General features: G+C 69.1%; 24 protein-coding genes. 7 read left to right on the plus strand and 17 right to left on the minus strand.

Features of this window, described 5'->3' with window-relative positions; all coding sequences use genetic code 11:
- Nucleotides 1-94: 94 nt before the first annotated feature.
- Together rlmN and LOS78_RS09625 are read right to left on the minus strand one after the other, a co-directional pair.
- Nucleotides 95-1,294, minus strand: coding sequence for a 23S rRNA (adenine(2503)-C(2))-methyltransferase RlmN (gene rlmN / locus LOS78_RS09620; RefSeq protein WP_028713175.1), 1,200 nt, complete (start codon nucleotides 1,292-1,294; stop codon nucleotides 95-97).
- Nucleotides 1,295-1,403: 109 nt separating this feature from the next.
- Entirely contained in the window at nucleotides 1,404-1,931 is a 528-nt protein-coding gene (locus LOS78_RS09625) for an invasion associated locus B family protein (protein WP_028713174.1), read from the minus strand.
- A 151-nt stretch (nucleotides 1,932-2,082) separates the two neighbouring features.
- On the opposite strand from LOS78_RS09625, the gene LOS78_RS09630 reads away from it, so the two are divergent.
- Entirely contained in the window at nucleotides 2,083-3,069 is a 987-nt protein-coding gene (locus LOS78_RS09630) for an asparaginase (RefSeq protein ID WP_230378077.1), read from the plus strand.
- A gap of 139 nt (nucleotides 3,070-3,208) precedes the next feature.
- A complete protein-coding gene (locus LOS78_RS09635; RefSeq protein WP_230378078.1) occupies nucleotides 3,209-4,027 on the plus strand; it encodes a calcium-binding protein in 819 nt (272 codons plus the stop codon).
- A gap of 211 nt (nucleotides 4,028-4,238) precedes the next feature.
- Here the strand turns inward: LOS78_RS09635 and LOS78_RS09640 are convergent, their stop codons facing one another.
- From LOS78_RS09640 to fsa, 4 genes are all read right to left on the minus strand, one after another.
- Entirely contained in the window at nucleotides 4,239-4,997 is a 759-nt protein-coding gene (locus LOS78_RS09640) for a TSUP family transporter (RefSeq protein ID WP_230378079.1), read from the minus strand.
- A 139-nt stretch (nucleotides 4,998-5,136) separates the two neighbouring features.
- Nucleotides 5,137-6,075, minus strand: coding sequence for a tyrosine recombinase XerC (locus LOS78_RS09645; protein ID WP_028713170.1), 939 nt, complete (start codon nucleotides 6,073-6,075; stop codon nucleotides 5,137-5,139).
- Nucleotides 6,072-6,782: a DUF484 family protein gene (locus LOS78_RS09650; protein ID WP_230378080.1), complete on the minus strand. Its 711-nt coding sequence runs from the start codon at nucleotides 6,780-6,782 to the stop codon at nucleotides 6,072-6,074. The genes LOS78_RS09645 and LOS78_RS09650 overlap by 4 nt, the downstream gene beginning before the upstream one ends.
- Nucleotides 6,782-7,435 (minus strand): fructose-6-phosphate aldolase, encoded by a 654-nt coding sequence (gene fsa / locus LOS78_RS09655; protein ID WP_024843021.1) that lies wholly within the window; start codon nucleotides 7,433-7,435, stop codon nucleotides 6,782-6,784. Before fsa ends, LOS78_RS09650 begins: the two co-directional genes overlap by 1 nt.
- A 289-nt stretch (nucleotides 7,436-7,724) precedes the next feature.
- Between fsa and LOS78_RS09660 the strand changes: the two genes are divergently transcribed.
- Nucleotides 7,725-9,926, plus strand: a complete 2,202-nt coding sequence (locus tag LOS78_RS09660; RefSeq protein ID WP_230378081.1) for a primosomal protein N' — start codon at nucleotides 7,725-7,727, stop codon at nucleotides 9,924-9,926.
- A 192-nt stretch (nucleotides 9,927-10,118) separates the two neighbouring features.
- On the opposite strand, the gene katG is transcribed toward LOS78_RS09660, so the two are convergent.
- From katG to LOS78_RS09715, 11 genes are all read right to left on the minus strand, one after another.
- Nucleotides 10,119-12,296: a catalase/peroxidase HPI gene (gene katG / locus LOS78_RS09665; protein WP_230378082.1), complete on the minus strand. Its 2,178-nt coding sequence runs from the start codon at nucleotides 12,294-12,296 to the stop codon at nucleotides 10,119-10,121.
- A 209-nt stretch (nucleotides 12,297-12,505) separates the two neighbouring features.
- Entirely contained in the window at nucleotides 12,506-12,772 is a 267-nt protein-coding gene (locus tag LOS78_RS09670) for a hypothetical protein (protein ID WP_230378083.1), read from the minus strand.
- Complete coding sequence (locus tag LOS78_RS09675; RefSeq protein WP_230378084.1) at nucleotides 12,729-14,186, minus strand: nitrite reductase; 1,458 nt, start codon at nucleotides 14,184-14,186, stop codon at nucleotides 12,729-12,731. The genes LOS78_RS09670 and LOS78_RS09675 overlap by 44 nt, the downstream gene beginning before the upstream one ends.
- Nucleotides 14,161-15,384, minus strand: a complete 1,224-nt coding sequence (nirJ, locus tag LOS78_RS09680) for a heme d1 biosynthesis radical SAM protein NirJ (protein ID WP_230378085.1) — start codon at nucleotides 15,382-15,384, stop codon at nucleotides 14,161-14,163. Before nirJ ends, LOS78_RS09675 begins: the two co-directional genes overlap by 26 nt.
- A 13-nt stretch (nucleotides 15,385-15,397) precedes the next feature.
- Nucleotides 15,398-15,880, minus strand: a complete 483-nt coding sequence (locus LOS78_RS09685) for an AsnC family transcriptional regulator (protein WP_230378086.1) — start codon at nucleotides 15,878-15,880, stop codon at nucleotides 15,398-15,400.
- Nucleotides 15,877-16,350: an Lrp/AsnC family transcriptional regulator gene (locus LOS78_RS09690; protein WP_230378087.1), complete on the minus strand. Its 474-nt coding sequence runs from the start codon at nucleotides 16,348-16,350 to the stop codon at nucleotides 15,877-15,879. Before LOS78_RS09690 ends, LOS78_RS09685 begins: the two co-directional genes overlap by 4 nt.
- Nucleotides 16,347-17,318, minus strand: a complete 972-nt coding sequence (locus tag LOS78_RS09695) for an AsnC family transcriptional regulator (protein ID WP_230378088.1) — start codon at nucleotides 17,316-17,318, stop codon at nucleotides 16,347-16,349. Before LOS78_RS09695 ends, LOS78_RS09690 begins: the two co-directional genes overlap by 4 nt.
- 2 nt (nucleotides 17,319-17,320) lie before the next feature.
- Nucleotides 17,321-18,472 carry a cytochrome D1 domain-containing protein gene (locus LOS78_RS09700; protein ID WP_230378089.1) on the minus strand — a complete coding sequence of 384 codons (1,152 nt, stop codon included), beginning with the start codon at nucleotides 18,470-18,472 and terminating at the stop codon, nucleotides 17,321-17,323.
- The gene (locus LOS78_RS09705; protein WP_230378090.1) at nucleotides 18,469-18,780 is read right to left on the minus strand and encodes a cytochrome c; all 312 of its coding nucleotides are present in this window, start codon (nucleotides 18,778-18,780) and stop codon (nucleotides 18,469-18,471) included. Before LOS78_RS09705 ends, LOS78_RS09700 begins: the two co-directional genes overlap by 4 nt.
- Nucleotides 18,773-19,687 (minus strand): uroporphyrinogen-III C-methyltransferase, encoded by a 915-nt coding sequence (gene cobA / locus LOS78_RS09710; protein WP_230378091.1) that lies wholly within the window; start codon nucleotides 19,685-19,687, stop codon nucleotides 18,773-18,775. The genes LOS78_RS09705 and cobA overlap by 8 nt, the downstream gene beginning before the upstream one ends.
- A 65-nt stretch (nucleotides 19,688-19,752) precedes the next feature.
- Nucleotides 19,753-21,543: a nitrite reductase gene (locus LOS78_RS09715; protein WP_230378092.1), complete on the minus strand. Its 1,791-nt coding sequence runs from the start codon at nucleotides 21,541-21,543 to the stop codon at nucleotides 19,753-19,755.
- 127 nt (nucleotides 21,544-21,670) lie between these two features.
- Between LOS78_RS09715 and LOS78_RS09720 the strand changes: the two genes are divergently transcribed.
- The 4 genes from LOS78_RS09720 (at nucleotide 21,671) to LOS78_RS09735 (ending at nucleotide 26,554) form a co-directional block, all read left to right on the plus strand.
- The gene (locus tag LOS78_RS09720) at nucleotides 21,671-23,716 is read left to right on the plus strand and encodes a NosR/NirI family protein (protein WP_230378093.1); all 2,046 of its coding nucleotides are present in this window, start codon (nucleotides 21,671-21,673) and stop codon (nucleotides 23,714-23,716) included.
- Entirely contained in the window at nucleotides 23,713-24,609 is an 897-nt protein-coding gene (locus LOS78_RS09725; RefSeq protein WP_230378094.1) for an FAD:protein FMN transferase, read from the plus strand. Before LOS78_RS09720 ends, LOS78_RS09725 begins: the two co-directional genes overlap by 4 nt.
- A gap of 90 nt (nucleotides 24,610-24,699) precedes the next feature.
- On the plus strand, nucleotides 24,700-25,152 hold the full coding sequence (locus tag LOS78_RS09730) for a cytochrome c (protein WP_028713154.1): 453 nt from the start codon (nucleotides 24,700-24,702) through the stop codon (nucleotides 25,150-25,152).
- A gap of 13 nt (nucleotides 25,153-25,165) precedes the next feature.
- Nucleotides 25,166-26,554, plus strand: a complete 1,389-nt coding sequence (locus tag LOS78_RS09735; RefSeq protein WP_028713153.1) for a cbb3-type cytochrome c oxidase subunit I — start codon at nucleotides 25,166-25,168, stop codon at nucleotides 26,552-26,554.

Here is a 26,554-nt window from a genome sequence, read left to right on the forward strand (position 1 = left end):
GTTGCCGAAATACCCCGCAGGGGAGTCCGCCGCGCCTGCGGCGGACGGGGGACGCGAAGGCCCCCCGTGCGCCGTCGATGCAGGCGGTCCCGGATCAGGCCGCTCCGCCCGCCTCGGCCGCGATCTCGGCGCGGGACTTGCGGCCGCGCTCGGTCGCGGATTTCAGCTGGCCGCAGGCCGCCATGATGTCCTCGCCCCTCGGCGTGCGGATCGGAGAGGCATAGCCGGCCTTGTGGACGATGTCGGCAAAAGCCTCGATCCGCTCCCAGCTCGACCGGCGATAGGGCGAGCCGGGCCATTCGTTGAACGGGATCAGGTTCACCTTGGCCGGGATGCCGCGGATCAGCTTGACCAGCCGGCGGGCGTCCTCGTCGCTGTCGTTCACCCCGTCCAGCATCACGTATTCGAAGGTGATGCGCTCGCTGTTCGACAGGCGCGGATAGTCGCGCAGCGCATTCAGCAGCGTCTCGATGTTCCACTTCTTGTTCACCGGCACCAGCCGGTCGCGGGTCTCGTCGGTGGTGGCGTGGAAGCTGACCGCCAGAAGGCAGCCGATCTCCTCGGCGGTCTTGGCGATCTCGGGCACGATGCCGCTGGTCGACAGCGTGATGCGGCGGCGCGACAGGCTGATGCCCTCGCCATCCATCACCACCTTCATCGCGTCGCGGACATTGTCGAAATTATACAGCGGCTCGCCCATGCCCATCAGCACGACGTTGGAAACCAGCCGCGTCTCGTCCTTGGGCGCGCCGGGCTTCGGCCATTCGCCCAGGTCGTCGCGGGCGACCATGACCTGGCCGACGATCTCGGCCGCGGTCAGGTTGCGCACCAGCTTCTGCGTGCCGGTGTGGCAGAAGGAACAGGTCAGCGTGCAGCCGACCTGCGAGCTGATGCACAGCGTGCCGCGGTTCTCCTCGGGGATGTAGACGGTCTCGACCTCGTGCCCGCCGCTGATGCGCAGCAGGTATTTGCGGGTGCCGTCGGCCGAGATCTGACGGGTGACGATCTCGGGCAGGGCGATCTCGAACTTCTCGGCCAGCAGGGCGCGGTAGTCCTTGGCCAGGTTGGTCATCTGCGCGAAATCGCGCACGCCCCAGTGATAGAGCCATTGCCAGACCTGGCCGACGCGCATCCTCGCCTGCCGTTCCGGGGTGCCGGCCTCGATCAGCGCCTCGTGCAGCTGCGCGCGGGTCAGGCCGATCAGGTTCCGCCGCGCCGTCTCGGGCAGCTTGCGCGGGATGGTCAGCAGGTCCTGGGTGATCGGGGCGGGCGTGACGGGCGACGGGGCGTTCATGGCTGGGCTGTCCGGGCGGGGAGGGGGCAATGGGCCTATATAGGGCAGGACGGCCCAAAAGAAAACAGGGGCCGAAGCCCCTGCCTGTGCCGAATCGGTCGGGTGCGGCTTATTTGCAGGCCGCCTGCGCCTTGTTTGTCGCGGCGGTGATGCCGGACAGGCTGAACGTGTCCTTGGTCACCGTGCCGCGCGCCGAGCGCCCGGTGATAACCGCCGACGAGCCGGCCCGCAGCGCCGAGACCAGCTTGGCATCCTCGGCCGGCGAGCCGGTCCAGGCGCTTTCGCCCTCGGTGAACAGCTTGAAGACATTGCCGCCGATATTCACCTCGACCGCCGAATCCGGCGCGAAGGGGTAGCCGCCCGAGAACGAGACCTCGCCGTTCTGGCCGGGGCGATAGGCGACGTAAAGCCGGATGTCGCCGCGCGTCACTTCCTTGGGCTTGCCGCTGGTGTCCAGGTTCTGGGTGGATTTCGGGGCCGAGACGGCCCAGCATTCCTTGGGACTGTTCGCCGAGAAGACGGTCCAGTCGCCCTCGGTCCCGATTACGTTCGTCGAGTCCTGGGCCAGGACTGGCGAAGACGCGGCGATCGCGAGTGCGGCGGCTGCCGCTGCGGCGCGCGGCGCGAATTTCAACATGCTCTGGCCTCCTGCCATGGTCCGGTTCGATCCGGCTTGTTGCCGATGATGGTGGTGTTTTCAACCATCTGGCGGCAAGATAATGCGAAAAGGAAGCCGTGAAAAACCCCCGTTTGCGGAAAATCGCGCGATTGTCAGAGGAAACACAGCCATGACCGCTGCCAGACTCATCGAATTGTGGCGTGGCGGGCTGCGCGAAAGCAGTCATCTGGGCCATGTGGTGATTTCGGATGCGAACGGCATCGTCGAAGCCTGGGGCAATCCCGGCGCGGTGATCTATCCGCGCTCCTCCTGCAAGATGATCCAGGCCCTGCCCCTGGTCGAAAGCGGCGCCGCCGATCAGGCGGGGCTGGGAAGCGAGCATCTGGCCCTGGCCTGCGCCAGCCATAACGGCGGACGCATCCATACCGAACGGGTCGCGGCCTGGCTTTCCGCCCTGGGCTTCGAGGAGGAGGACCTGCGCTGCGGCGCCCACATGCCGCGCGACCCCGAGGAGCATTGCCGGCTGCTCTGCTCGGACAGCCGGCCCTGCCAGATCCACAACAACTGCTCGGGCAAGCATGCCGGCTTCCTGACGCTCAAGCGGCACATGAAGGCCGGGCCGGAATATGTCGAGATCGACCATCCCGTGCAGCGCGCCGTGCGCCGCGCCTTCGAGGAGACGACGGGAGAGACCGCCGCCGGCTGGGGCGTCGACGGCTGCTCGGCGCCGAACTTCGCCTGCACGGTCGAGGGGCTGGCCCATGCCATGGCCGGTTTCGCCCGTCCCGGCGCCGGCGCGCGGGGCCAGGCCCAGCGGCGCCTGGTCGAGGCCATGCTGGCCCATCCCGAACTGGTCGCCGGCGAGGGGCGGGCCTGCACGGAACTCATGCGCGCCATGAAGGGCCGGGCCGTGGTCAAGACCGGGGCCGAGGCGATCTTCGTCGGCATCGTTCCCGAACGCGGGCTCGGCATCGCGCTGAAGGTCTCGGACGGCGGCACCCGCGGCGCCGAGGCCGCGATCGCGGCCTTGCTGGTCCATCTGGGCTTGCTCGGCGAAAGCGACCCGGTGGTGCGGAAATACCTGACCGGCCCGCTGCGCAACTGGCGCGGCCTGGAAACGGGCGAATTGCGCCGCGCCGAGGGCTTCCCGGTCTGACATCCCGCCTCTCGGAAGACAGGCGATCCGCTGCCGATGCGCGACGGGGCGCATCGCGTTTCGCCTGCGGATATGGCATAGCCGAGAGGTCCAGACAAATTGGGCAAAATTTTTGGTATTTTTTTGACGAGGTATCAGCATGGCGACCCTCTCCTATGATTTTTACTGGTCTGTCTACTCCGCCACCCTCGCCGAGGTCGCGGCCGAGCTTGCCGCGCAGATGGCGCGGCTGCCGACGATCAACCGCATCGCCGGGACCGCGGGCAACGACCGGCTGGACGGCACCGATTGCGACGACGCGCTGCTGGGCGGCGCCGGCAACGACGTGATGCGCGGCCTTGGCGGCAACGATTTCCTGCATGGCGGTCTGGGCAACGACCGCATGTGGGGCGGCGACGGCGGCGATTCCATGCATGGCTGCAACGGCAACGACCAGATGTGGGGCCAGGCCGGCAACGACTTCATGCATGGTGGCCTGGGTCACGACCAGATCTGGGGCGGCCTGGGCAATGACCGCCTGCACGGCTGTTTCGGCGACGACACCATGCGGGGCGAAGCGGGGCATGATTTCCTGCATGGCGGCTTCGGCGACGACCAGCTGTTCGGCGGCGCCGGCAACGACACGCTCAACGGCTGTTTCGGCGACGACCTGATCGACGGCGGTGCCGACAACGACCTGCTTTCCGGCGGTTACGGGCGCGACACCTTTGTCTTCAACGGCGGCCGGGACCGGATCATCGACTTCGAGACCGGCAGCGCCGCCTGCGGCTGCGGCACCGGTCACGAGGCCGAGCTGATCCGCATCGACATCGCCGGGTTGGACAGCCATGCCGATCTGATGGCAGCTGCCGAACAGGTCGGCGGCGATACCGTCTTCGACTTCGGCGGCGGCAATGCGCTGGTGCTGCAGGGCGTGGCGCTGGCCGACCTGGACGAGACGATGTTCGTCTTCGCCTGACCGGGGGACGGGCGGGGCCTTGCGCCTTGCCCGCTTCGACCCAAAAGGGGGCTTTGCCCCCGCGCGTTCCGCGCTCCCCCAGGATATTTGGACAAGAAAGAAACCGGGCGGTTGGGGGTGCCCTTCGCCATGCTTCTTTCTTGGAGAAATATCCTGCGGGAGAAGCCCGTCGGGCCTGCCCGGCGGGCGTGGGGGCGCAAAGCCCCCATTTCTAAAGAAGCTGCCAGATCAGCCGCAGCGCCAGAACGGTCGAGGTGGCGACCAGCAGCGGCTTGATCACCCGCGCGCCGATCCGCATCGCCAGCCGCGCGCCCAGCATCGCGCCCGCGATCTGCGCCACGGCCATGGCGCCGCCGAGCAGCCAGAGCGGCTTGCCCACCGCGGCGAAGGCGACCAGCCCGCCGAGGTTCGAGGCGAAGTTCAGCAGTTTCGTATGCGCCGTCGCCTTGAGGATGCCGTAGCCCGCCAGCATGACGAAGCCCAGCATGAAGAACGAGCCGGTTCCTGGGCCGACCAGGCCGTCGTAAAAGGCCACGACGGGCACCACGCAGGCGGTGAAGGCGGCCGGGGCGATGCGGCGCATGCGGTCGGTATCGTCCAGCCCCGGCTTCAGCGCGAAGAATGCGGCGATGCCGATCAGCACCAGCGGCAGCCCGTAGCGCAGCGCCTGCGTGGGGATCCAGGTGACCAGAGCCGCGCCGCAGAGCCCGGCGGCGAAGGCCACCGCCGCCGCGCCGATCTGTCCGCGCAGGTCCACCAGCCCGCGCCGCGCATAGGCGATCACCGCCGTCGCCGCGCCGAACACGCCCTGGACCTTGTTGGTGGCCAGCGCCTGGGCGGGCGGCACTCCGGCCAGCATCAGCGCGGGCACGGTGATGAGCCCGCCTCCGCCGGCGATGGCATCGACGAAACCGGCCGCGAAGGCGGCGCCGGCCAGCAGCAGCACGAGGTCGAGGGAGAGTTCGAACATGCCGCCCCTTTGGGGCGCCGTTCGGGAAATGTAAAGCCGGCCCGATAGCGCGGGCGGGCGAGTATTCGGGAGCGGGGATGGCCTTCGCGCCCTGCGCCGGGTGCGGATTGCGGAAGTATTCGGGAAACGGCGAACCCGTTCAGGCGCGGGGATGGGCGGCGCGATAGACGGCCAGCAGGTGGGCGTCGTCCACGCCGGTATAGACCTGGGTGGTGGACAGGCTGGCATGGCCCAGCAGTTCCTGGATGGTGCGCAGGTCTCCGCCTGCCGCCAGCAGATGCGTGGCGAAGGAATGGCGCAGGGCATGCGGCGTCGCGCTTGGCGGCAGGCCCATCACCTGCCGGGCGTGGCGCATGGCCCCCGAGATCAGCGCCGGGTTCAGCCGGCCGCCGCGCGCGCCGCGAAACAGCGCCGCCGCCGGTTCGAGCGGATAGGGGCAAAGGCGCAGGTATTCGGCGATCGCTTCGCGGGCGGCGGGCAGCACCGGCACCTGGCGTTCCTTGCCGCCCTTGCCGCGGATGGTCAGCGCCTCGCGCAGTGGCCAGTCGGCGCCGTCCAGCCCCAGCGCCTCGGAGATGCGCAGCCCGCAGCCCCAGAGCAGCGTCAGCACCGCCACGTCGCGGGCGGCGATCCAGGCTTCGGGATGGGTGTCGCCGGTGATTTCCAGCAGCGCCTCGGCCTGGTCCGGGGCCAGCGGGCGCGGCAGCGAGCGGGTGAATTTCGGCCCGCGCGAGGCCAGCGCCCTGGAGGCGTCGAAGCCGTGGCGGTCCGACATCCAGCGGATGAAGCTGCGCGTCGCCGAAAGCCTGCGCGCCAGCGAGCGGGCCGAGAGCCCGCGCCCGCGCTCGGCGGCGGCAAAGGCGCGCATGTCGGATTGCGTCAGCTGGCCCAGCGTCGCCGGCAAGGCGGGCGTGCCGTGATAGCCGCCGAGAAAGGCCAGGAAGGCCAGCAGGTCGGCCTGATAGGCGCGGATCGTGTGGTCGGACCGGTCGCGCGTCGCGCGTTCGCTGTCGAGCCAGCGCGCGAGATCGTCGGCCATGGCCGGGGCCAGCGCCAAAGGCTCGGCCCCGCCGGTCATTTCCTGAGCCAGGAGATCAGCACCAGCCGGAAGGCCTGGCCGAAGAAGCGCAGAAGATCCGTGCCCTGCGCCGGGTTGAAGCGCCCCAGATCGGCCGAGCCCATCAGCAGCAGCGCCGGGAAGCGGCCGGGGCCGAGGTCGATGGGCAGCAGCGCCTCGGAGCGGATCGGGGCGCGGGCCTCGCCATGGAAGGGCAGGGTCTCGCGCGCCAGGCGGCGCAGCACGATGTCGTCGCCGCGCGGCATCCGCCGCCCGCCCGAGATCAGCCGGGCCACCGTGCCGGAGGGCGCGATCACCAGCGGGCCGCTGGCTTCCGGCGCCGGGATCTCGCCGCCCGATTCCATCACCAGCCGCAGGGTTTCCACCCGCAGGATCGGCGCCACGGCGACGTCGAGGTTTTCCAGGAATTCCTCGAAATCGGTCGGTTCCAGCAGCGACAGCACGGCGCGGTGGATGGTGTTCATCCCCGACTGGTTGTCATAGGCGGCCGAGATCACCGATTCATGCGCCGCCTCGAGCCGGTCGAGCCGCGATTCCAGTGCCTGCATGGCGCGGCCGCGGATGTCGATGACGTTCTCGCCCACCTCGGCCTCGCGCGCGCCGATCAGCGCGCGCATCAGGTCGCGATCCGCGAGGATCAGCTCGGGCTGCGCCAGCAGCCGGGCGCGGATCTCCTCGGTCAGTTCGGCCGCGGTCTGCTCGGTCATCAGACGATCTTCTGCCCGGTCTTGGCCCAGTCGGCGGTGAACTGCTCCAGCCCCTTGTCGGTTAGCACGTGATTCGCCATCGCCTTGATGACCGCGGGCGGGGCGGTGATGACGTCGGCGCCGATGCGGGCGGCGTCGGTGATGTGGTTCACCGAGCGGATCGAGGCGGCCAGGATCTGGGTCTGGAAGTCGTAATTGTCATAGATCTCGCGGATCTGGGCGATCAGCTCCATGCCGTCGAAATTGATGTCGTCGAGCCGGCCGATGAAGGGGCTGATGAAGGTGGCGCCGGCCTTGGCGGCCAGGATCGCCTGCGCGGCGCTGAAGCACAGCGTCACGTTGACCTTGTGGCCCTGCGACGACAGCGCCTTGCAGGCTTTCAGCCCGTCCCAGGTCAGCGGCACCTTGACGGTGATGTTCGGGGCGATCTTCACCAGGTGCTCGCCCTCGCGGATCATGTCCTCGGCCTTCAGGGCGACGACCTCGGCGCTGACCGGACCCTCGACGATGTCGCAGATCTCCTTGGTGACTTCCAGGATGTCGCGGCCCGATTTCAGGATCAGCGACGGGTTGGTGGTGACGCCGTCCACCATGCCAAGGTCGTTCAGTTCGCGGATCGCGGCGACGTCGGCGGTATCGACAAAGAATTTCATGGGAGGGAGCCCTTCTTGCGGTTTTGCCGTGGGTTTAGCGCATAACAGCCGGCGCGTGAAGTCCGGCCTGCGCGGCTTGCGGGCCCGGCTTGCGGGGCAGGGCGCCGACATGCCACTAGTGGCGGACCTTTTGGATCACGCTTATCCGCCGTTGCCGCAGGAGGAATGCACTTGGAAGCCCTTCAGCCCGATCTCGTCGCCCTGTTGCCGGCCCTGGCCGCCGGTCCGTTCCTGGTGGGAAACTGGCCGCTGCTGCTGCTGATCGGCTGGGCGGCGCTGCCGGCCTGAGATGTCCCCGCCGCTCTTCTATCCCCATGGCGCGCGCATCGCGGTGCTGACGCAGGAGGTGGTCGGCATCCTCGACTATCTCGCGCCCGAGGGCGGCGTGCGGCTGGGCCAGCTGGTGGTGGTGCCGCTGGGCCCGCGCCGGGTGATGGGCGCGGTCTGGGGGCCGGGGATCGGCGATTTCGACGCGGCGAAGCTGCGGCCGGTGGCGCGGCTGATCGATGCGCCGCCGCTGGCGCCGGGGATGATCGAGTTCCTGGCCCGGATGGGCGAATACACGCTGACGCCGCTGCCCTCGCTTTTGCGCATGGCGACGCGGGCGCCGGATCTGGACCAGCCACCCTCGGCGCGCCGCATCATCCATCGCGCCGGGCCGGAGCCCGCGCGCATGACCGATGCCCGCGCCGCCGTGCTGCGGGTGATCGAGGATCACGGCGGCGCCGGCTTCGCCCCGGGCGAGCTGGCGCAGCTGGCCGGGGTCAGCGCGTCGGTGGTGCAGGGGCTGGTCAAGGCCGGCACGCTGGCCGAGGTGCTGGCGCCGCGCGACCTGCCCTATCCGAAGCTCGATCCGAGCCTGCCGGGCAAGCCGCTGGCCCCCGATCAGCTTGAGGCGGCCGAGACCCTGCGCGCGGCGCTGAAGAGCCGCGGCTATGGCACCACGCTGCTGCGCGGCGTCACCGGCTCGGGCAAGACCGAGGTTTACCTTGAGGCGGTCGCGGAATGCCTGCGGCAGGGCCGGCAGGCGCTGGTGCTGCTGCCCGAGATCGCGCTTTCGGCCGAGTTCCTCGACCGGGTCGAGGCGCGCTTCGGCGCCCGGCCCGGGGAATGGCATTCCGGCATCACCCGCAGCGAACGCCGGCGGCTCTGGACCATGGCGGCGCAAAACCATGTCGGGCTGGTGGTGGGCGCGCGTTCGGCGCTGTTCCTGCCCTTTGCCGATCTGGGCCTGATCGTCGTCGATGAGGAACACGATTCCAGCTACAAGCAGGAGGATGCGGTCTATTACAGCGCCCGCGACATGGCGGTGCTGCGCGCCAGCATCGAAGCCGCGCAGGTGGTGCTGGCCTCGGCCACGCCCTCGGTCGAAAGCTGGGTGAATGCGGCCTCGGGGAAATATCGCCGCCTGGACCTGCGGGCGCGCTATGGCACGGCGGACCTGCCCGAGATGGGCACCATCGACCTGCGCCAGCAGGAGATGGAGAAGGGCCGCTGGATCAGCCCCCGGCTTGCCGCCGAAATCCGCGCCCGCAAGGAACGCGGCGAGCAGTCGCTGCTGTTCTTGAACCGGCGCGGCTATGCGCCGATCACCGCCTGCCGCGCCTGCGGCCAGCAGATCGGCTGCGACCATTGCGACGCCCGCATGGTCGAGCACCGCTTCCAGAACCGCCTGGTCTGCCACCAATGCGGCGCGACCAAGCCGATCCCGGTGGCCTGCCCGAGCTGTGGCGTCGAGGGCAAGATGACCGCCATCGGGCCGGGGGTGGAACGGCTGGCCGAGGAAGTGGCCGAGCGTTTCCCCGAGGCGAAGGCGACGGTGCTGTCCTCGGACCTGTTCCACTCGGCGCGGGCGTTGAAGGAGGCGATCGCCGAGATCGGCGCGGGCGGGACCGATATCATCATCGGCACGCAGATCGTCGCCAAGGGCCACAACTTCCCGCGCCTGACGCTGGTGGGCGTGATTGATGCCGACCTGGGCCTGCAGGGCGCCGACCTGCGCGCGGCCGAGCGCAGCTTCCAGCTGATGCGGCAGGTGGCGGGACGGGCCGGGCGCGAGGGCGGCGATGCGCGGGGGCTGGCGCTTCTGCAGACCTATCAGCCCGAGCATCCGGTGATCCGCGCCATCCTCTCGGGCGAGGACGAGGCGTTCTGGGATGCCGAGGCGGCGGCGCGGCAGGCGGCGGGGATGCCGCCCTTCGGCCGGCTGGCGGGGATCATCCTGTCGCATCCCGACCAGCCGGTGGTCGAGGACTATGCCCGCGACCTGGCCCGCCGCGCCGAGCCGCTGCGCAGCATCGGCGCCGAACTGTTCGGCCCGGCGCCCGCGCCCATCGCCCGCATCCGCGCGCGTTATCGGGTGCGGATGCTGATCCGCGCGCCGCGCCAGGCGCCGGTGCAGGGCGCCATCGCGCAATGGCTGGCCCGGGCGCCGAAGCCGCCGGCCAACCTGCGGCTTGCCGTCGATATCGACCCGCAAAGCTTCCTGTGACGAATGGTCCGGGCGGGGCCGCCGGCCGCTCATGCCGGCGGCGCCGGGGCGGCCGCGCAGGGCCATGCCGGCCGGTGCTTTCGCACCCTGCCGCTGATGAAAACGCCCGGGAACCGTCGCCGGGCCCCGGGCTGCAATCGTTACGCAAACAGGCCCCCCGGGACGTTTCCGTCCCGGAAGTGCCGGACCCGATCAGGCTTGCAGATCGAAGCGATCCGCGTTCATCACCTTCGTCCAGGCGGCGACGAAATCGTTGACGAACTTGCCGGCATTGTCGTCCTGGGCGTAAACCTCGGCATAGGAGCGCAGGATCGAGTTCGAGCCGAATACCAGGTCGACCCGCGTGGCCGTCCATTTCACCGCGTCGGTCTTGCGGTCGCGGATCTCGTAGAGGCCGTTTTCCAGCGGATTCCAGCTGTTGCCCATGTCGGTCAGGTTCACGAAGAAATCCGTGGTCAACTGGCCGACGCGGTCGGTGAAGACGCCGTGGCGGCTGCCGCCATGGTTGGTGCCCAGGACCCGCATGCCGCCGACCAGCGCCACCATCTCGGGCGCGGTCAGGCCCATCAGCTGGGTGCGGTCCAGCATCAGCTCCTCGGGGCTGACCAGATAGTCCTGCTTCAGCCAGTTGCGATAGCCGTCATGGATCGGCTCCAGCACCGCGAAGCTTTCGGCATCGGTCATCTCGGCGGTGGCATCGCCGCGGCCCGGCGCGAAGGGCACCTCGATGTCGAAGCCCGCCGCCTTGGCCGCCAGTTCGACCCCGACATTGCCGGCCAGCACGATGGTGTCGGCCAGGCTGGCGCCGAATTCGGCCGCCAGCGGTTCAAGCACCGCAAGCACGCGGGCCAGGCGCTCGGGCTCGTTGCCTTCCCAGTCCTTCTGCGGCGCCAGGCGGATGCGCGCGCCATTGGCCCCGCCCCGCATGTCCGAGCCGCGGAAGGTCCGCGCGCTGTCCCAGGCGGTGGCGATCATTTCGGCGATGGTCAGGCCGCTGTCGGCGATGCGCGCCTTGAGCCCGGCGATGTTGTAGCTCTTGCTGCCCTCGGGGATCGGGTCCTGCCAGATCAGGTCCTCGGCCGGAACGTCCGGGCCCAGATAGCGCGATTTCGGCCCCATGTCGCGATGGGTCAGCTTGAACCAGGCGCGGGCGAAGGCATCGCTGAACGCCTCGAAGTCGTTCATGAAGCGCAGCGAGATCTCGCGATAGATCGGATCGACCTTCAGCGCCATGTCGGCATCGGTCATCATCGGCATGACGCGGATCGAGGGATCCTCGACATCGACCGGCATGTCCTCTTCGGCGATCGAGATCGGCTGCCATTGCGAGGCGCCCGCCGGGCTGTGGGTCAGCGTCCATTCATGCTTGAACAGCATCTGGAAGAAGCCGTTGTCCCATTGGGTCGGGTTGGTGGTCCAGGCGCCTTCCAGCCCCGAGACCACGGTGTTGCGCCCGATGCCGCGGCCCTTGGTGTTCATCCAGCCCAGGCCCTGGAACTCGGGACCGGCGGTCTCGGGGTCGGGGCTCAGGTCGGCGGCGCTGCCATTGCCGTGGCACTTGCCGACGGTGTGGCCGCCGGCGGTCAGCGCCACGGTCTCTTCGTCGTTCATGCCCATGCGGGCGAAGGTCTCGCGCATCTGGTAGGCGGTGGCCTGCGGGTCGGACTTGCCGTTCACCCCCTCGGGGTTGACGTAGATCAGGCCCATCTGCACGGCGGCCAGCGGGTTGGCCAGCGTGCCGGGATTCTGGACGTCGCCATAGCGGGAATCGCTGGGCGCCAGCCATTCCTTTTCATCGCCCCAATAGGTGTCCTTCTCGGGGTGCCAGATGTCCTGGCGGCCGAAGGCGAAGCCATAGGTCTTGAGCCCGGCCTGCTCATAGGCGATGGTGCCGGCCAGCACGATCAGGTCGGCCCAGCTGATCTTGTTGCCGTATTTCTTCTTGATCGGCCACAGCAGGCGGCGGCCCTTGTCGGTATTGACGTTGTCGGGCCAGCTGTTCAGCGGCGCGAAACGCTGGTTGCCGGTATTGGCGCCGCCCCGGCCGTCCGAGGTGCGGTAGGAGCCGGCGGCATGCCAGGCGGTGCGGGCGAACATGCCGACATAGCTGCCGTAATCGGCCGGCCACCAGTCCTGGCTGTCGGTCATCAGCGCCCGCAGGTCTGCCTTCAGGGCCTCGACGTCCAGCTTCTGCAGCTCTGCGCGATAGTTGAAATCCTTGCCCAGCGGGTTGGTCTTGCTGTCGTGCTGATGCAGGATGTCGAGGTTCAGCGCGTTCGGCCACCACGCCATGACCGAGCTGCCCATCGCGGTCATCCCGCCATGCATCACCGGGCACTTGCCGGTGGTCTTGATGTCGTTTCCGTCCATGATCGCTCTCCTTTGCTGGGTCGTGCCGCCGGGGCGGCGCAGATACCGGGTGCGGACTGCGGCCGCCATGCGACCGCAGCGGATGGCTCGTGCGAATCTGCACTCCCTCTGCCGACAGGTTCTAGCAGCTTTAAAAATACTTGGAATTTATATGTTTGTATGGCTATAATAATCTTTAGTTATGATCCTGCCCAAGGTGCCTTGGCCGTTCAGCCGTGCGGGCGGGCGCGGTCCATCAGGCCGCGGATCCAGCGCCCCGAGGCCCGGGCCGCCGGCACGCCCAGCACCAGCGCGGCCCCGGCCGCCCGCAGCGGTGCCAGCACCGGCAGGCCGGTCCAGCTGGCCAGCAGCGACAGCATGAACAGGTTGATCCAGACCGCCGCCGCCGCGAAGGGATAGAAGAGCAGCGCCAGTTTCCAGGCGGGCCAGCCGTCAGTGGCTGGTTCCGTCCTCGAAGGTGATCTTGTTCCAGACATTGTATTTCCCCGAAGGCTTGCGCATCGGCAGCCGTTTCACCTCGTCCAGCGTCCTGGCATCATAGACCACGACCGCGCCCTCGTCCTCCCACAGCGAGACCAGCACATGGCTGCCGTCGCGGGTGAATTCGCTATGGGCGAAGGTCTGGCCCGGGAAGGGCGCGAGGGTCCTGACGATCTCCAGCGTCTGCTTGTCGATGATGTGCATCTCGTCCTTGTGCGGGCCGAAGAACACGTCCGCCCAGACATAGGGGCTGGTGGCATGGCCGCGCAGGAAGAAGCCGGGACCGTCGGTCTTGATCTGCTTGACCAGGCTCCAGTCCTGCATGTCGATGACCGAAAGCACGCCCTCGCCCAGATGCGGGGTAGCCATGACGCGGCGGCCGTCGCGTTCCCAGGTGATGCCCGAGCCCAGATGCGGCATCCCCGGCAGGGGCAGCTCCGCCACCTTGTGCCCGTCGTCCAGGTCGATCACCACGCCCTTGTCGCCGTCGCGGTTGGCGCCGATCAGCTGCCGGTAGTCGGGCGAGAAGAAGAAGTCGTCCAGCGGCTCGTCGATGGGGATGCGGCGGATGGACAGGTCGGCGGTCGCGACCTCCCAGATCTCGGGCGCGTCCTTCAGCGCCAGCACGAAGCTGTGGCGCTGCGGCGCCTGATAGACGGCGCTGACCCGGCTGGGGATGCCGCCGACCTGCGTGTCGATCAGCCGCAGCGGGTTCAGGTCCGAATCCAGGATGGTCAGGCTTTCCGGCAGGTAGTTCGCCACCGCGATGCGCCGGCCGTCCGGGCTGATGGCGATGTTGCGGCTGTTCAGCGCGGCGCGGATGCGGCCGACCTCGGCCAGCGACCAGATATCGTATTTCTGCACCCAGCCGTCGCGCGACATGATATAGACGAAGCGCCCGTCCGGGCTGAATTTCGGCCCGCCATGCACGGCGAAGGGGGTGGCGAAGCGGTCCAGAACCTCGAACGTGTCGCCGTCCAGCACGCTGACGTGATGGTCGCCCGTCTCGACCACCAGCGTGATGTTCAGCGGATCGGCGGCAAAGACCGGCTTGTCCGCCGGCTGGTAGTCGGCATTCATCTCGCGGCTGGCGGCGATCTGCTCGGCGCTCCAGTCCGGGCGCCGGTCCAGCGGCGCGGTGACATAGCCGACCAGCGCGGCGATGGCTTCGGGCGACAGCCGGTCGGCAAAGCCCTCCATCTGGGTCGAGACCCGGCCTTGGGCGATCACCGCGTCGATGCCGCGCACGCGGCCCAGCGTCTCGGGGATCAGTGCCGGGCCGGTGCCGCCCAGCCGATCCTCGCCATGGCAGGCGGCGCAATGCTCGGCATAGTCGGCGGCCGGGTCGGCCTGGACCGCCAGCGGCAGGGCCAGAAGCAGCAGGCTAAAGGAAGCGATGGGCCGGATCATGGCTTTTTCCCCGGAAAGGCGTGACGGCAAGGCGGTCAAGGTCGGCGCCCTCTGCGCCGATCTCGGAGCCCGAGAGATAGCAGGCCGGATCCTCGGCCCATGGGTCGCCGGTCAGTTGCAGCGCCCGGATGCGGGTATTGCCGCCGCAGACCGCCTGATAGGCGCAGGCGCCGCAGCGCCCCTTCAGCGGCCGCGGCCGGGTGCGCAGCGTGGCCAGGATCGGGTCGTCCCCGGTCCAGATCGCGGAAAACGGCCGTTCCTTGACCGAGCCCAAGGTATAGTCCGACCAATAGGTGTCGGGATGGACGCGGCCCTGCGGGTCGATATTGCCGACGCCGAGGCCCGAGGAGTTGCCGCCCCAGGCCTCCAGATGCGCGCGCAGATGCGCGACGGCGGCGGGCGGAAAGCGCGTCTCGGCCCAACGCAGGAAATAGACCGCATCGGCATCGTTGTTGCCGGTGACCACCTCCAGCGGCTCGGCCCTTTCCACCGCCTCCCAGGCGCGGGCGATCAGCAGGTCCATCGCGCGGCGGGTGCGGGCATGTTCGGTATCCTCGCCCCGGTGCTTGTCGCCGCGGCCGGCATAGACCAGATGCGACAGGTAGAACTTGTCCACGCCCTCGTCGCGGCACAGGTCCAGCATGGCGGGCAGGTGATGGGCATTGCCCTCGGTGATGGTGAAGCGCAGGCCGACCTTGACGCCCTGCGCCTTGCAGGCCCGCAGGCCGGCCAGCGCCTGGTCGAAGGCCCCCTCGACGCCGCGGAACCAGTCGTTCACCGCCCCGATCCCGTCCAGCGAGATGCCGACATAGTCGAAGCCCAGCCCGGCCAGCCGCTCCACGTTGCCGGCGTCGATCCTGGTGCCGTTGGTGGACAGCGACAGGTGGCGGAAGTCCAGTCGCCGCGCCTCCTCGGCCAGTTCCCAGAAGTCGAAGCGCGACATCGGCTCGCCCCCCGACAGGATCAGCGCCGGGATGCGGAAATCCGACAGGTCGCGCAGCACCGCCATGGCCTGCTCATGCGTCAGCTCGCCGGGAAAGGGCCGGTCGGCCGAGACGGTATAGCAATGGCGGCATTTCAGGTTGCAGCTGCGGGTCAGGTTCCAGATCACCACCGGGCGGACCGCATCCGGCCGGCTGCGGCGGCGCGGCGGCGAGGGGTCCAGAAGCTGGTGCATGTATTGGGTCAGGCGGAACATGGCTTTGCCTTTCTTAGCCGTCCTTCAGGCGCAGGCCGGTCTTTTTCAGGATGCGGGTGGAATAGAGGATGTCGTCGCCCCGGCAGGCGGTGCCCAGCAGGGCGCGGACCCGGGCGCGCTTGTCCTCGACCTCGGCGCGGCTCTGGCCGTGCAGCATGGCGAAGAGGTTGTAGCGCCAGACCGGCGCCCGCGGCCGCAGGTAGCAATGCGTCACGAAATCCAGCGCGCCCACCCTTTCGCCCAGGGCTTCCGCCCGCGTGTCGTCCACGTCCCAGACGCTCATGCCGTTGGCGGTCATTCCCAGCGCGTAATGGTTGGGCGCGATGGCGATGCGGCGGATCACGCCCTTGGCCTGCATGGCGGCCAGCCGGGCGATGACCTGCGCCTCGGTCAGGCCCAGATCGGCGGCGATCCGGGCATAGGGCGCCTCGACCAGCGGCAGCCCGGCCTGCGTGGCGGCGATCAGCCGGCGGTCGGTATCGTCCAGCGCCGTCATGCCGCCACCCGGAAGCCGATGAAGAATTCCCGCAGCTTGGGAAAGCGCCAGACGGTCAGCCCGGTCTCGGCCTCGATCCTTGCGCAGGTTTCACCGATGCCCTCGGGCGTGGCGGTGGCCAGCACGAACCACATGTTCAGCGCATGGTCGCGGGCATAGTTATGCGCCACCTCGGGATGGGCGTTGACCAGCGCGGCGATGCGGTCGAAATCCGCCTCGGGCGCGGAGAGCGCGCAAAGGCAGAAGGCCCCGCCCATCGCCGCGGCATCGTAGAAGGGGCCGAAGCGGGTGATGGCGCCGATCTCGCGCAGCCGTTCCAGCCGCTCGATCAGCGCGGTCCCGGTCAGGCCAAGCGCCGCGCCGGCATCGTCGAAGGGCCGCGGGGTCAGGGGAAACCCCTCTTGCAGGCGGTTCAGGACGGCGCGGTCGGTGTCGTCCAGCGCCTCGGGCGGCAGGGTCCGGCGTCTCATGCGGCGACCTCGATGGTGGCGCCGCGCTGGCGAAAGCAGCGGGTCGAGAACAGGATGCGATGCGGCACGCGGGCCAGTTCCGGCAGGGCGCGGGCCTCGGCCAGCACGGCCATCGCCTCGGCGCGGGAACGGGCGTGGATCATGCAGAACAGCGGCCAGTTCCACAGCCCGGGCACGCAGCGCCGCTGATAGCACAGCGTCACCCCCGGCACCCCCGCCAGCGCGGTGCCGGCGGTTTCGACGGCCGCTTCGGGCAGGCGCCAGACCACCATGGCATTCTCGCACCAGCCAAGTGCGCGATGCTTCACGATCACCCCGACCCGGGTCAGGATGCGCGCCTCGGCCAGCGCGCGGATGCGCGAGATCACCTCGGCTTCGCTGCGGTGAAGCGCCTGTCCCAGCGCGACGAAGGGGCGCGGGATCAGCGCCAGCCCGGTCGAAAGCGCCTGCATCAGCGCGCGGTCGCGCGGGCGCAGGGCGTCCAGGTCGGCGGGCCGGTCCAGCGCCATGGCGCGGCGCGGGCCGATCAGCGGAAATCCCAGGTCGATGTTGAAGGCGCGCACCAGCGGCAGGGACAGCACGGCAAGGCCCGTCGCCGCCTCGATCCGGGCAAGGCTTTCGGCCAGCGCCGCGGCATCGGGGGCGGTGGCGACGAACCACAGGTTCCATTCGCTGCCCTCGCGCAGATAGGCATGGTTGACGCCCGGCTCGGCCCCGACCAGCGCCGCGACCTCCTCCATGCGCCGGTGGGGCACCCGCAGCGCCGCCAGCGTCGAGGCGCCGGCGGTGTTCGGCCGGCAGGTGGCGCCGATGCGCGAGACGATGCCTTCGTCGCGCAGCCGGGTCAGGCGGGCGATGACCTCGGCCTGGCTGGTGCCGAGGCGGTGGGCCATGGCGGCAAAGGGCCGGGTCTCCAGCGGCAGGTCGCGCTGGAAGCCGTCGAGCAGGCGCAGGTCCAGGTCGTCCATGGTCACAGCCCCGTCCGATGCGCGCGGTCGGTGAAGAAGATCCCCGAGGGCGCGCGCGCCTCGATCTCGCCCAGCACCGCGCGCGAGCGGGCGTCGCGGATCTCGACCCGGTTCTCGTCGCGGACCGACAGCCAGACCTCGCGCCCGCGCGGGGCGAACTCCATGTGCAGCACGCCCTTGCCGGGGGTCAGCGTGTCCAGAACCTCGTGGGTCAGCACATCGACCACTTGCAGCTTGTCGTTGTCGGGCGGGGCGAAGTTCACCCAGACCTCGCGCTTGTCGGGCCGGGCCAGGGCAAAGACCGGCTGGCCGGCCAGGTCGGTGCGGGCGATCTCGGTCAGGTCCGCGGCATCGACCCAAAGCAGTTGGTGCAGCCCCACGGCGGGCAGGGCGAAAAGCCCCTCGGCCAGCGTCCAGCCTTGCAGATGCGGCATCTTGTAGACCGGCAGGTCGGGCTGGTCCTTGCCGTAATCGGGCAGGAAGCGCGTGACCTTGGGCGGATCCTGCCACAGATCGACCTGCACCAGCCCCTTTTCGCCGAACAGCCCGACGATATAGTGCCGCCCGTCGCCGGTCAGCAGCGCGTCATAGGGATTGGCGCCGATGCCCTCCAGCTTGGTGATCGCCGGCTGCGCGGCATCGGTGGAATGGTCGAGGATCCAGACCTCGCCCGTGTCCCAGGTCGCGACGACGAAGCGCGAGCCGGGCGCATCGGCGATGCCCACGGTCTTGGAGCCCATCGGCACGTCCGCCACCAGTTCCAGCGTCTCGGCGTCGAAGACCTTGACGCCGCCCGGCTCGTAATTCGCGACCGCGACCAGCCGGCCGTCGTCCGAAATGGCGCCGCCGATGGAATTGCCGGCCTGCACCACGCGGCGGACCACCTGACGGGTCAGGATATCGACCTTGGTCAGCCCGCCGTCGCGGCCGAAGACATAGGCGAAGCGTTCGTCGGGGGAATAGACCAGGCTGGCATGGGACAGGTCGCCCAGGCCCTCGATCCGGCCAATGGCGGCGCGTTCGCTGCGGTCCACGACCAGCAGCGAGCCCGCCTCGCGCTCGACGATCAGGCCCAGATCGCCGGTGCCGCGCAGCTCCCCGGCCAGCGCCGGGGCGGCGATCATCAGGGCGGCGAGAATTGCCTTGAGCATCATTGCGTCTCCGTCGTCAGAAGGTAATCGGCGATCCAGCGCGCCTCGTCCTCGGTCAGCAGCGGGCGCCAGCCCGGCATGGCGGTTCCGGGCATGCCGTCCAGGATCAGGCCGGCCAGATCCTCGGCATCGCGCCCGGCCAGCGCCCCGGCGGTGATCGGGCGGCCCAGTCCGCCGGTCAGCCGCAAGCCGTGGCACGAGCCGCAATCCTGCCGCACCAGATGGCGCAGCTGATCCTGCCGCGCGGCGTCGGGCGGTTCCGCGACCGCGGTCCCGGCCAGCAGCGCCAGCAGGAGCGCCAGCCTAGCCATGCGCCACCAGCCGCCATTCCGGGCGGCCGACCCCCTGGGGCAGGGCGCAATCCTCGGCCAGCGCCGCGACATGGCCGAGGATGAACAGCACCGGCGCCGGCAGCGGCCGGCGCGCGAGGGCGTCGGGGATATCCTGAAGCGTGGCGTGCAGCCGCTGCTCTTGCGGGGTGCTGGCCTGCGACACGGCCAGCACCGGCAGGTCGGAGGGCATGCCGTGGCGGATCAGCTCGGCCGCGATTTCGGTCATATTGGCCGCGCCCATATAGACGGCCAGCGTGGTCTGCGGATCGGCCAGCGAGGCCCAGTCGAGATCCAGCGCCGCGTCCCGGGCCCGGTGGCCGGTGACATGGCGCAGCCCGGTCGCCAGCCCGCGATGCGTCAGCGGAAAGCGGGCCGAGGCCGCCGCCCCCTGCGCCGCGGTGATGCCGGGCACATAGTCGCAGGGGATGCCGGCGGCGGTCACGGCCTCGAACTCCTCGCCGCCGCGGCCGAAGATCGTCGGATCGCCGCCCTTGAGCCGCGCCACGGTCAGGCCGGAAAGGCCCAGCTCGACCAGCAGGGCGTTGATCTGCTCTTGCGGGACGGGGTGGAAGCCCGCCGCCTTGCCCACCGGGATGCGCCGGACATGGGCGGGGATGCAGGCCATCACCTCGTCCGAGACCAGCCGGTCGTGCACCACCACGTCCGCCTGTTGCAAAAGCCGCAGGGCCCGCAGCGTCAGCAGCTCGGGATCGCCGGGACCGGCGCCGATCAGGTGGACGCGGCCCACCCCCCCGCCGGATGCCGCCGTGCGGGCCGCCGCCTCGTGCGCGGCCAGGCCCTGCACCGCCTCGCGCGCCGTCTTGCCGGGCGGTCGGGCCGCCGCCCCGCTTGTCGCCGCGCCATTCGTCACCATCTTGCCGGCCATGTCGGACCCCCTCGGAAAATCTGCCTGGACGGGGGCGCGAACGCCCCCGCCTGGGTCGTGACCGCTCAGTAGGTGTCGGTCTTGGTGTTGTAGACGTTGAACTTGCCGGTGGGGGTCACCAGCCGCTCGTCCTTGATGACGTGCTTCAGCTCCAGCGTCTTGTCGTCCACCACGACCAGCGCCGATTCCTGGTCCTTGCCGTTCCAGACGCTGAACCAGACCTCGGTGCCCTCCTTGTTGAACTCGCCCTGCACGACGCGGGGCTGGCCCTCGGTGATGCCGGCCCATTCGGCGATGGGCAGGGTGACGAATTCGGGGTCCGAGCCGTCGCCGGTCATCGCCTTGATGTCGAAGACCGCGACCGAGCCGGAAATCTCGGCCTCGGGGTTCAGGGTCGCATCGACATAGAGATATTGCGAGTTCGGGTGCGTCTTGATGAACAGCGAACCGCCCCCCAGCGCCGGGAAACTGTCCAGGATCTTCCAGGCATTGTCCGGATGGCCTTCGGGATCGGTGCCGATCAGCGCCACCGAATCGTCGCCCATATGCGAGGTCGCCCAGACCGGGCCGAAGGTCGGGTGGACGAAGTTCGCGCCGCGGCCCGGATGCGGGGTCTGGCCGCCGGTATCCTCGATCGCGACCAGCTTGCCTTCCTTGGTGTCGATCACCACCAGCTTGTTGCGGGCGTTGGCGGCGGTGATGAAGTAGCGGTGCGAGCCGTCCAGGCCGCCGTCATGCAGGAAGCGTTCCGCCTCGATCTCGGTGGTCTTGAGGTTCTTGAGGTCGGTATAGTCGACCAGCAGGATCTTGCCCGTCTCCTTGACGTTGACGATGAACTCGGGCCGGTAATGGCTGGCGAGGATCGCGGCGACGCGCGGCTCGGGGTGGTATTCCTGCTCGTCATAGATCATGCCGCGCGTGGACTGGATCTTCATCGGCTCCAGCGTCTCGCCGTCCATGATGACGTATTGCGGCGGCCAATAGGCCCCGGCGATGGCGTATTTGTCCTCCCAGCCCTCCATCTTCGAGGTCTCGATGGAACGCGCCTCCGAGCCGATCTTGATCTCGGCCACCGTGGCGGGTTCCTTCATCCACAGGTCGATCATGTTGACCTTGCCGTCGCGGCCGATGACGAACAGGTAGCGGCCCGAGGCCGAGAGGCGGCTGATATGGACCGCATAGCCGGTATCCAGCACCGACTTGATCTCGTAGGTCTGGCCGTCGATCAGCGCGATCTGGCCCACGTCGCGCAGGGTGACGCTGAACAGGTTGTCCAGATCCCAGTCGTTCTCCTGCGCCTGGGGCCGGTCCTCGGGGGCGATATGGACCTTCCAGGTCTCGCGCATCTCCTTCATGCCGAATTCCGGCGGCGCGGCCGGGTCCAGAAGCAGGTAGTTCGCCATCAGGTCGACCTGTTCGGCCGAAAGCTCGCCCGAGGTGCCCCAGTTCGGCATGCCCGCCGGCGAGCCGTAGGTGATGAAGGTCTGCAGGTAGTCGAAGCCCAGCTCGCGCGTCAGGTCGGGGGTCAGGGCCTTGCCGGTCGCGCCCTTGCGCAGCACGCCGTGACAGCCGGCGCAGCGTTCGAAATAGATCTTGTTGGCCTCGTTATACTGGGCGTCCGACAGGGCCGGGATGCCCTCGGGCGCGCCGGGGGCGGCCACGTCCTGCTGCGCCAGATTGTCCAGCGAGGGTTCGTATCGGTTGTCGGTCTTGGTCTGGTGATCTTCCAGCGCGGCCTTGGGGTCCTTGGCGGCGGGGGCCTGTTCCTGTGCGATAGCCGCAAGCGGCCCAAGGACAAGGGCCAGGGCTGCCGAGGCCAGCAGGCCCGGTCTGGCGATTGGAGTCCTTTGTCTCATCTGGCTTTCCTATTTGCTGGCGCGCGTTCAAGCCGTTCCTGGGCGCATTTCGCGCGCGGGGCTTTGACCTTTGTTAAGGTCGGGGTGCGGCATTTGCGCGATCAGGGGCGGGCAACCACGGATGCGGATGGCGATGCCCGGCGATCTATCCCTTGCCCCCTGCCGCCTGCTGCTGGCGCTGCTGGCGCTGGTCCTGCTGGCGCTTCCGGCGCGGCCCGAGCCGCTTTCCGTTCCCGATGCGGCGCTGGCGCAGGCGCTGTTCGGCGCGGACGGGCCGGTGATGCTGGACCGCCGCGAAACGCCCGTGCCGGGCTGGAACGTCAGCCGCGACGGCCGGGCGCTGGGCATGATCGGCTCGACCTGGGAGATCGCGGCGACCGCCGGCTATTCCGGCAAGCCGCTGGACGTGCTGGTCGCGGTGACGCCGCAGGGCGCCATTGCCGGCGCGAAGCTGGTGCGCCAGACCGAGCCGGTGCTGAGCCTCGGCATTTCCGAGGCGCATATCGCCGCCTATGTGGACGGCTTCCGGGGCGTCGATCTGTCGCAGGGGCCGGGAGACGGCCAGGCGCTGCCCGAGGTGATCTCGCGCGCCACGGTCTCGACCGGGGTGATCCGCGACGGCATCCTGCGCAGCGCCCGGGTGCTGGTGCAGGCGCAGGGGCTGGGCGGCGGCGGCATCGACCGCGTCGGCTACCGCCCCGCGACCTGGGCCGATCTGCTGGCCGAGGGGGCGTTCGGCCATGTCACGGTCTCGATGGCCGAGGCGGCGCGCGCCTTTGCCGGCGCCAAGGTGCCGGTCGAGCCATCTGAGGCGCCCTTCCTGGAGCTTTATGCCGGGCTGATCGACCCGCCGACCGTCGGCCGCAACCTGCTGGGCGCGCAGGCGTTCACCGCCGCGGCGGGCGCGCTGCAACCCGGTCAGGCGCTGGTCGCGGTGCTGTCGCGCGGGCTTTACAGTCCGCGCGGCACGGAATGGCGCCGCTCGGGCCGGTTCGAGCGCATCGGTTTCGAACAGGGCGCGCTGCGGATCGAACCGGGCGACGGCGATTTCGTCATGGTCGAGAAGCTGGCGCTGCCCGACGCGCCCGCCTTCAAGGAAATCAGCCTGTTCCGGCTGAACATCGACCCCGTCGCCGGCGGCATCGACCCGCGCCGGCCCTTCGATCTGGTGGTGAGCGCGACCCGGCCGCTGGCGGCGGGAGGAGAGGCCGCGCTGCCCATCCGCGCCACCATCCGCCTGCCCGAAGCCTTCGCCGCAGCCGAGCCCGAGAGCGTCCCGCTGTGGCAGGAGTTCTGGCTGAAGAAGATCCCCGGCATCGCCGTGGTCGGGGCCATGCTGTTCGTGCTGGCGCTGATCCTGTTCGGGCAAGAGGCGCTGGTGCGCCGGCCCGTGCTGTGGCGCCGGGTGCGGCTGGGCTTTCTGGCCACCACGCTTTTCGTGCTGGGCTGGGGGCTGAACGGCCAGCTTTCGGTGGTGCAGGTGGTGGCCTTCCTGAACGCGCTGCTCTCCGGCTTTCGCTGGGAGACCTTCCTGATCGAGCCGATCATCTTCCTGATCTGGTCCGCCGTGGCGCTGGGGCTGCTGTTCTGGGGCCGCGGCGTGTTCTGCGGCTGGCTCTGCCCCTTCGGCGCGCTGCAGGAACTGACCAATGCCGCCGCCCAGCGGCTGGGGGTGCGGCAGATCGCCGTGCCGCAGGCGCTGCACGAGCGGCTTTGGGTGATCAAATACACGCTGTTCGTCGCCATCGTGGCGCTGAGCTTCTACAGCATGGAGCAGGCGCTGATCCTGGCCGAGGTCGAGCCGTTCAAGACCGCGATCTCGATGCGGTTCCTGCGCGCCTGGCCCTTCGTGCTCTTCGCGCTTGCGGTGCTGGCCGGCGGGCTGTTCATCGAGCGGTTCTATTGCCGTTACCTTTGCCCCCTGGGGGCGGGGCTGGCGATCCCGGCCAAGCTGAAGATCTTCGACTGGCTCAAGCGCCGCCCGCAATGCGGCCGCGAATGCCGGCTCTGCGAGACGAAATGCACCGTCGGCGCCATCGATCCCCTGGGCCGGATCAATCCCAACGAATGCGTGCTGTGCCTGCGCTGCCAGGTGGTGATGAACGACCCCGGCACCTGCCCGGTGCTGAAACGCCGCGCCCGCAGCGCCGCCCCGGCCGGAGATGCGCCATGAACCGCCGCCGCTTCCTGCTGCTGACCGCCTGCGCCGCGCTGCCCGCCATGGCGAAGGCCGCGCCCGAGGAATGGCAGGGCCGCGCCATGGGCGCCGATGTCGCCCTGCGGCTGCACGGCGCAAGCCCGGCGCAGGCCCGCGGCTTCTTCGCCGAGGCGGCGCGGCTGCTGGCCCATGTCGAAAGCCTGTTCTCGCTGCATCGCGATTCCGATCTGGCGCGGCTGAACCGCGACGGGCGGCTGCGCTTTCCCGCGGCCGGGATGGTGGAACTGCTGGCCCTGTCCGACCGGCTGCACCACGCCACCGGCGGCGCCTTCGACCCGACCGTGCAGCCGCTGTGGCTGGCGCGGGCCCGGGGCGGGGACGAGGCGGCGGCCCGCGCCTTGGCCGGCTGGGATGCGGTCGCCTGGTCGCGGTCCGAGGTGCGGCTGGCCCGCCCCGGCATGGCGCTGACCTTCAACGGCCTTGCCCAGGGCTGGGCCGCCGACCGGCTGGCCGAGGCCGCCGCGCGCCACGACCTGACCGACCTTCTGATCGATGCGGGCGAGATCCGGGCGCTGGGACCGCGGGGCTGGCGCGTGGGACTGGCCGATGCCGCGGGGCACGAGCATCGCCGCATCCGGCTGGCCGGGCGGGCGCTGGCCACCTCTTCCCCCGGCGGCACGCTGATCGGGCCGCGGGGCCTGCCGCATATCCTGGCGCCCGGCGGCGGGGCGCCGCTTTGGGACACTGTTTCGGTCAGCGCCGACAGCGCGGCGCTGGCGGACGGTCTTTCGACCGCGCTTTGCCTGATGCCCTCCGCGGCGGCCCGCGCGGCGCTGGCGCGGCTGCCGGGCTGCCGGATCGAACTGGCGATCCCCGCGCCGGGCGGGATTTCTTCGGGAAAAGCCTAGGTTTTTCGCCGCTTGACTTCCGTCAATGAACGACTCGGCCCCCGGGTCCAGTGAGGCATTATCCGACAATAACAGATAGGGACCCGCGTCATGAGCGACATCATGACCAAGAACATGGCCCGGAACGTCTTCTACGGCGGGTCCATATTCTTCATTCTGATTTTTGGCGCCTTGACGGTGCACAGCCATATCTACGCCCGCACCAGGGCCGTGGACGAAAGCCAGCTCACGGCCTCGGTGGCCGAGGGCAAGCATATCTGGGAACGCAACGCCTGCATCGACTGCCACACGTTGCTGGGCGAGGGCGCCTATTTCGCGCCCGAACTGGGCAATGTCATGAAACGCTGGGGCGTGCAGGACGACCCCGAAACCGCCGTCGAGACGCTGAAGGGCTGGATGGAAGCCATGCCCACCGGCATCGAGGGCCGCCGCCAGATGCCCCGCTTCGAGCTGACGGACGAGGAATACCGGGCGCTGACCGACTTCCTGCTGTTTACCGGCACGATCAACACCCAGAACTGGCCGCCGAACGAGGCGGGCTGAGGGGGAAACACCGATGAGATACCAATCGCAACGCATCGCCTATGCCTATTTCCTTGTGGCCATGGTGCTTTTCGCCGTGCAGGTCACGATCGGCCTGATCATGGGCTGGATCTATGTCAGCCCGAACTTCCTGTCCGAGCTCTTGCCCTTCAACATCGCCCGGATGCTGCATACCAACAGCCTGGTGGTCTGGCTGCTCCTGGGCTTTTTCGGCGCCACCTATTACATCCTGCCCGAAGAGGCCGAGCGCGAGATCCATTCGCCGCTCTTGGCCTGGATCCAGCTGGGCATCTTCGTGCTCGGCACGGCGGGCGTGGTGGTGACCTATCTGTTCGACCTGTTCCACGGCCACTGGCTGCTGGGCAAGGAGGGGCGCGAGTTCCTGGAACAGCCGAAATGGGTCAAGCTCGGCATCGCCGTCGCCGCGGTGATCTTCATGTACAACGTCAGCATGACCGCGCTGAAGGGGCGGCGGACGGCGGTGACCAACGTGCTGCTGATGGGCCTGTGGGGGCTGGTGCTGCTGTGGCTCTTCGCCTTCTACAACCCGGCGAACCTGGTGCTGGACAAGCAATACTGGTGGTGGGTCATCCACCTGTGGGTCGAGGGCGTCTGGGAGCTGATCATGGCCGCCATCCTCGCCTTCCTGATGCTCAAGCTGACCGGCGTGGACCGCGAGGTGGTCGAGAAATGGCTTTACGTCATCGTCGCCACGGCGCTGTTCTCGGGCATCCTGGGCACCGGGCACCACTACTATTGGATCGGCCTGCCGGCTTACTGGCAGTGGATCGGCTCGATCTTCTCGAGCTTCGAGATCGTGCCCTTCTTCGCCATGATGTCTTTTGCCTTCGTCATGGTCTGGAAGGGCCGGCGCGACCATCCGAACAAGGCCGCACTGGTCTGGAGCCTGGGCTGCACCGTGCTGGCCTTCTTCGGGGCCGGGGTCTGGGGCTTCCTGCACACGCTGCACGGGGTGAACTACTATACCCACGGCACGCAGATCACCGCCGCGCATGGCCACCTGGCCTTCTATGGCGCCTATGTCTGCCTGGTGCTGGCGCTTGTGACCTATTGCATGCCGCTGATGAAGAATCGCGACCCCTACAACCAGGTGCTGAACATGGCCTCGTTCTGGCTGATGTCCTCGGGCATGGTGTTCATGACGGTGACGCTGACCTTCGCCGGAACGGTGCAGACCCATCTGCAGCGCGTCGAGGGCGGGTTCTTCATGGACGTGCAGGACGGGCTGGCGCTGTTCTACTGGATGCGCTTCGGCTCGGGCGTCGCCGTGGTGCTGGGCGCGCTGCTGTTCATCTATGCGGTGCTGTTCCCGCGCCGCGAGGTCGTCGTGCCCGGCCCGGTGCAATCGCACAAGGACGGCCATCTGGAGGCCGCGGAGTAA

Origin of the sequence: Paracoccus sp. MA (genome assembly GCF_020990385.1) — a bacterium.
GTDB lineage: Bacteria > Pseudomonadota > Alphaproteobacteria > Rhodobacterales > Rhodobacteraceae > Paracoccus.

Coding starts and splice junctions, on each gene's coding strand:
- LOS78_RS09690 (WP_230378087.1), bottom strand. CDS start 16,350: ATGAGACGCCGGACCCTGCCGCCCGAGGCGCTGGACGACACCGACCGC.
- cobA (WP_230378091.1), bottom strand. CDS start 19,687: ATGGCCGGCAAGATGGTGACGAATGGCGCGGCGACAAGCGGGGCGGCG.
- LOS78_RS09650 (WP_230378080.1), bottom strand. CDS start 6,782: ATGACCGAGCAGACCGCGGCCGAACTGACCGAGGAGATCCGCGCCCGG.
- LOS78_RS09640 (WP_230378079.1), bottom strand. CDS start 4,997: ATGTTCGAACTCTCCCTCGACCTCGTGCTGCTGCTGGCCGGCGCCGCC.
- LOS78_RS09675 (WP_230378084.1), bottom strand. CDS start 14,186: ATGATCCGGCCCATCGCTTCCTTTAGCCTGCTGCTTCTGGCCCTGCCG.
- LOS78_RS09715 (WP_230378092.1), bottom strand. CDS start 21,543: ATGAGACAAAGGACTCCAATCGCCAGACCGGGCCTGCTGGCCTCGGCA.
- LOS78_RS09645 (WP_028713170.1), bottom strand. CDS start 6,075: ATGACCGGCGGGGCCGAGCCTTTGGCGCTGGCCCCGGCCATGGCCGAC.
- LOS78_RS09695 (WP_230378088.1), bottom strand. CDS start 17,318: ATGGACGACCTGGACCTGCGCCTGCTCGACGGCTTCCAGCGCGACCTG.
- LOS78_RS09630 (WP_230378077.1), top strand. CDS start 2,083: ATGACCGCTGCCAGACTCATCGAATTGTGGCGTGGCGGGCTGCGCGAA.
- katG (WP_230378082.1), bottom strand. CDS start 12,296: ATGGACGGAAACGACATCAAGACCACCGGCAAGTGCCCGGTGATGCAT.
- LOS78_RS09700 (WP_230378089.1), bottom strand. CDS start 18,472: ATGATGCTCAAGGCAATTCTCGCCGCCCTGATGATCGCCGCCCCGGCG.
- LOS78_RS09720 (WP_230378093.1), top strand. CDS start 21,671: ATGGCGATGCCCGGCGATCTATCCCTTGCCCCCTGCCGCCTGCTGCTG.
- LOS78_RS09725 (WP_230378094.1), top strand. CDS start 23,713: ATGAACCGCCGCCGCTTCCTGCTGCTGACCGCCTGCGCCGCGCTGCCC.
- LOS78_RS09625 (WP_028713174.1), bottom strand. CDS start 1,931: ATGTTGAAATTCGCGCCGCGCGCCGCAGCGGCAGCCGCCGCACTCGCG.
- LOS78_RS09660 (WP_230378081.1), top strand. CDS start 7,725: ATGTCCCCGCCGCTCTTCTATCCCCATGGCGCGCGCATCGCGGTGCTG.
- LOS78_RS09705 (WP_230378090.1), bottom strand. CDS start 18,780: ATGGCTAGGCTGGCGCTCCTGCTGGCGCTGCTGGCCGGGACCGCGGTC.
- LOS78_RS09670 (WP_230378083.1), bottom strand. CDS start 12,772: ATGTCTGGAACAAGATCACCTTCGAGGACGGAACCAGCCACTGACGGC.
- LOS78_RS09635 (WP_230378078.1), top strand. CDS start 3,209: ATGGCGACCCTCTCCTATGATTTTTACTGGTCTGTCTACTCCGCCACC.
- LOS78_RS09730 (WP_028713154.1), top strand. CDS start 24,700: ATGAGCGACATCATGACCAAGAACATGGCCCGGAACGTCTTCTACGGC.
- fsa (WP_024843021.1), bottom strand. CDS start 7,435: ATGAAATTCTTTGTCGATACCGCCGACGTCGCCGCGATCCGCGAACTG.
- rlmN (WP_028713175.1), bottom strand. CDS start 1,294: ATGAACGCCCCGTCGCCCGTCACGCCCGCCCCGATCACCCAGGACCTG.
- LOS78_RS09735 (WP_028713153.1), top strand. CDS start 25,166: ATGAGATACCAATCGCAACGCATCGCCTATGCCTATTTCCTTGTGGCC.
- nirJ (WP_230378085.1), bottom strand. CDS start 15,384: ATGTTCCGCCTGACCCAATACATGCACCAGCTTCTGGACCCCTCGCCG.
- LOS78_RS09685 (WP_230378086.1), bottom strand. CDS start 15,880: ATGACGGCGCTGGACGATACCGACCGCCGGCTGATCGCCGCCACGCAG.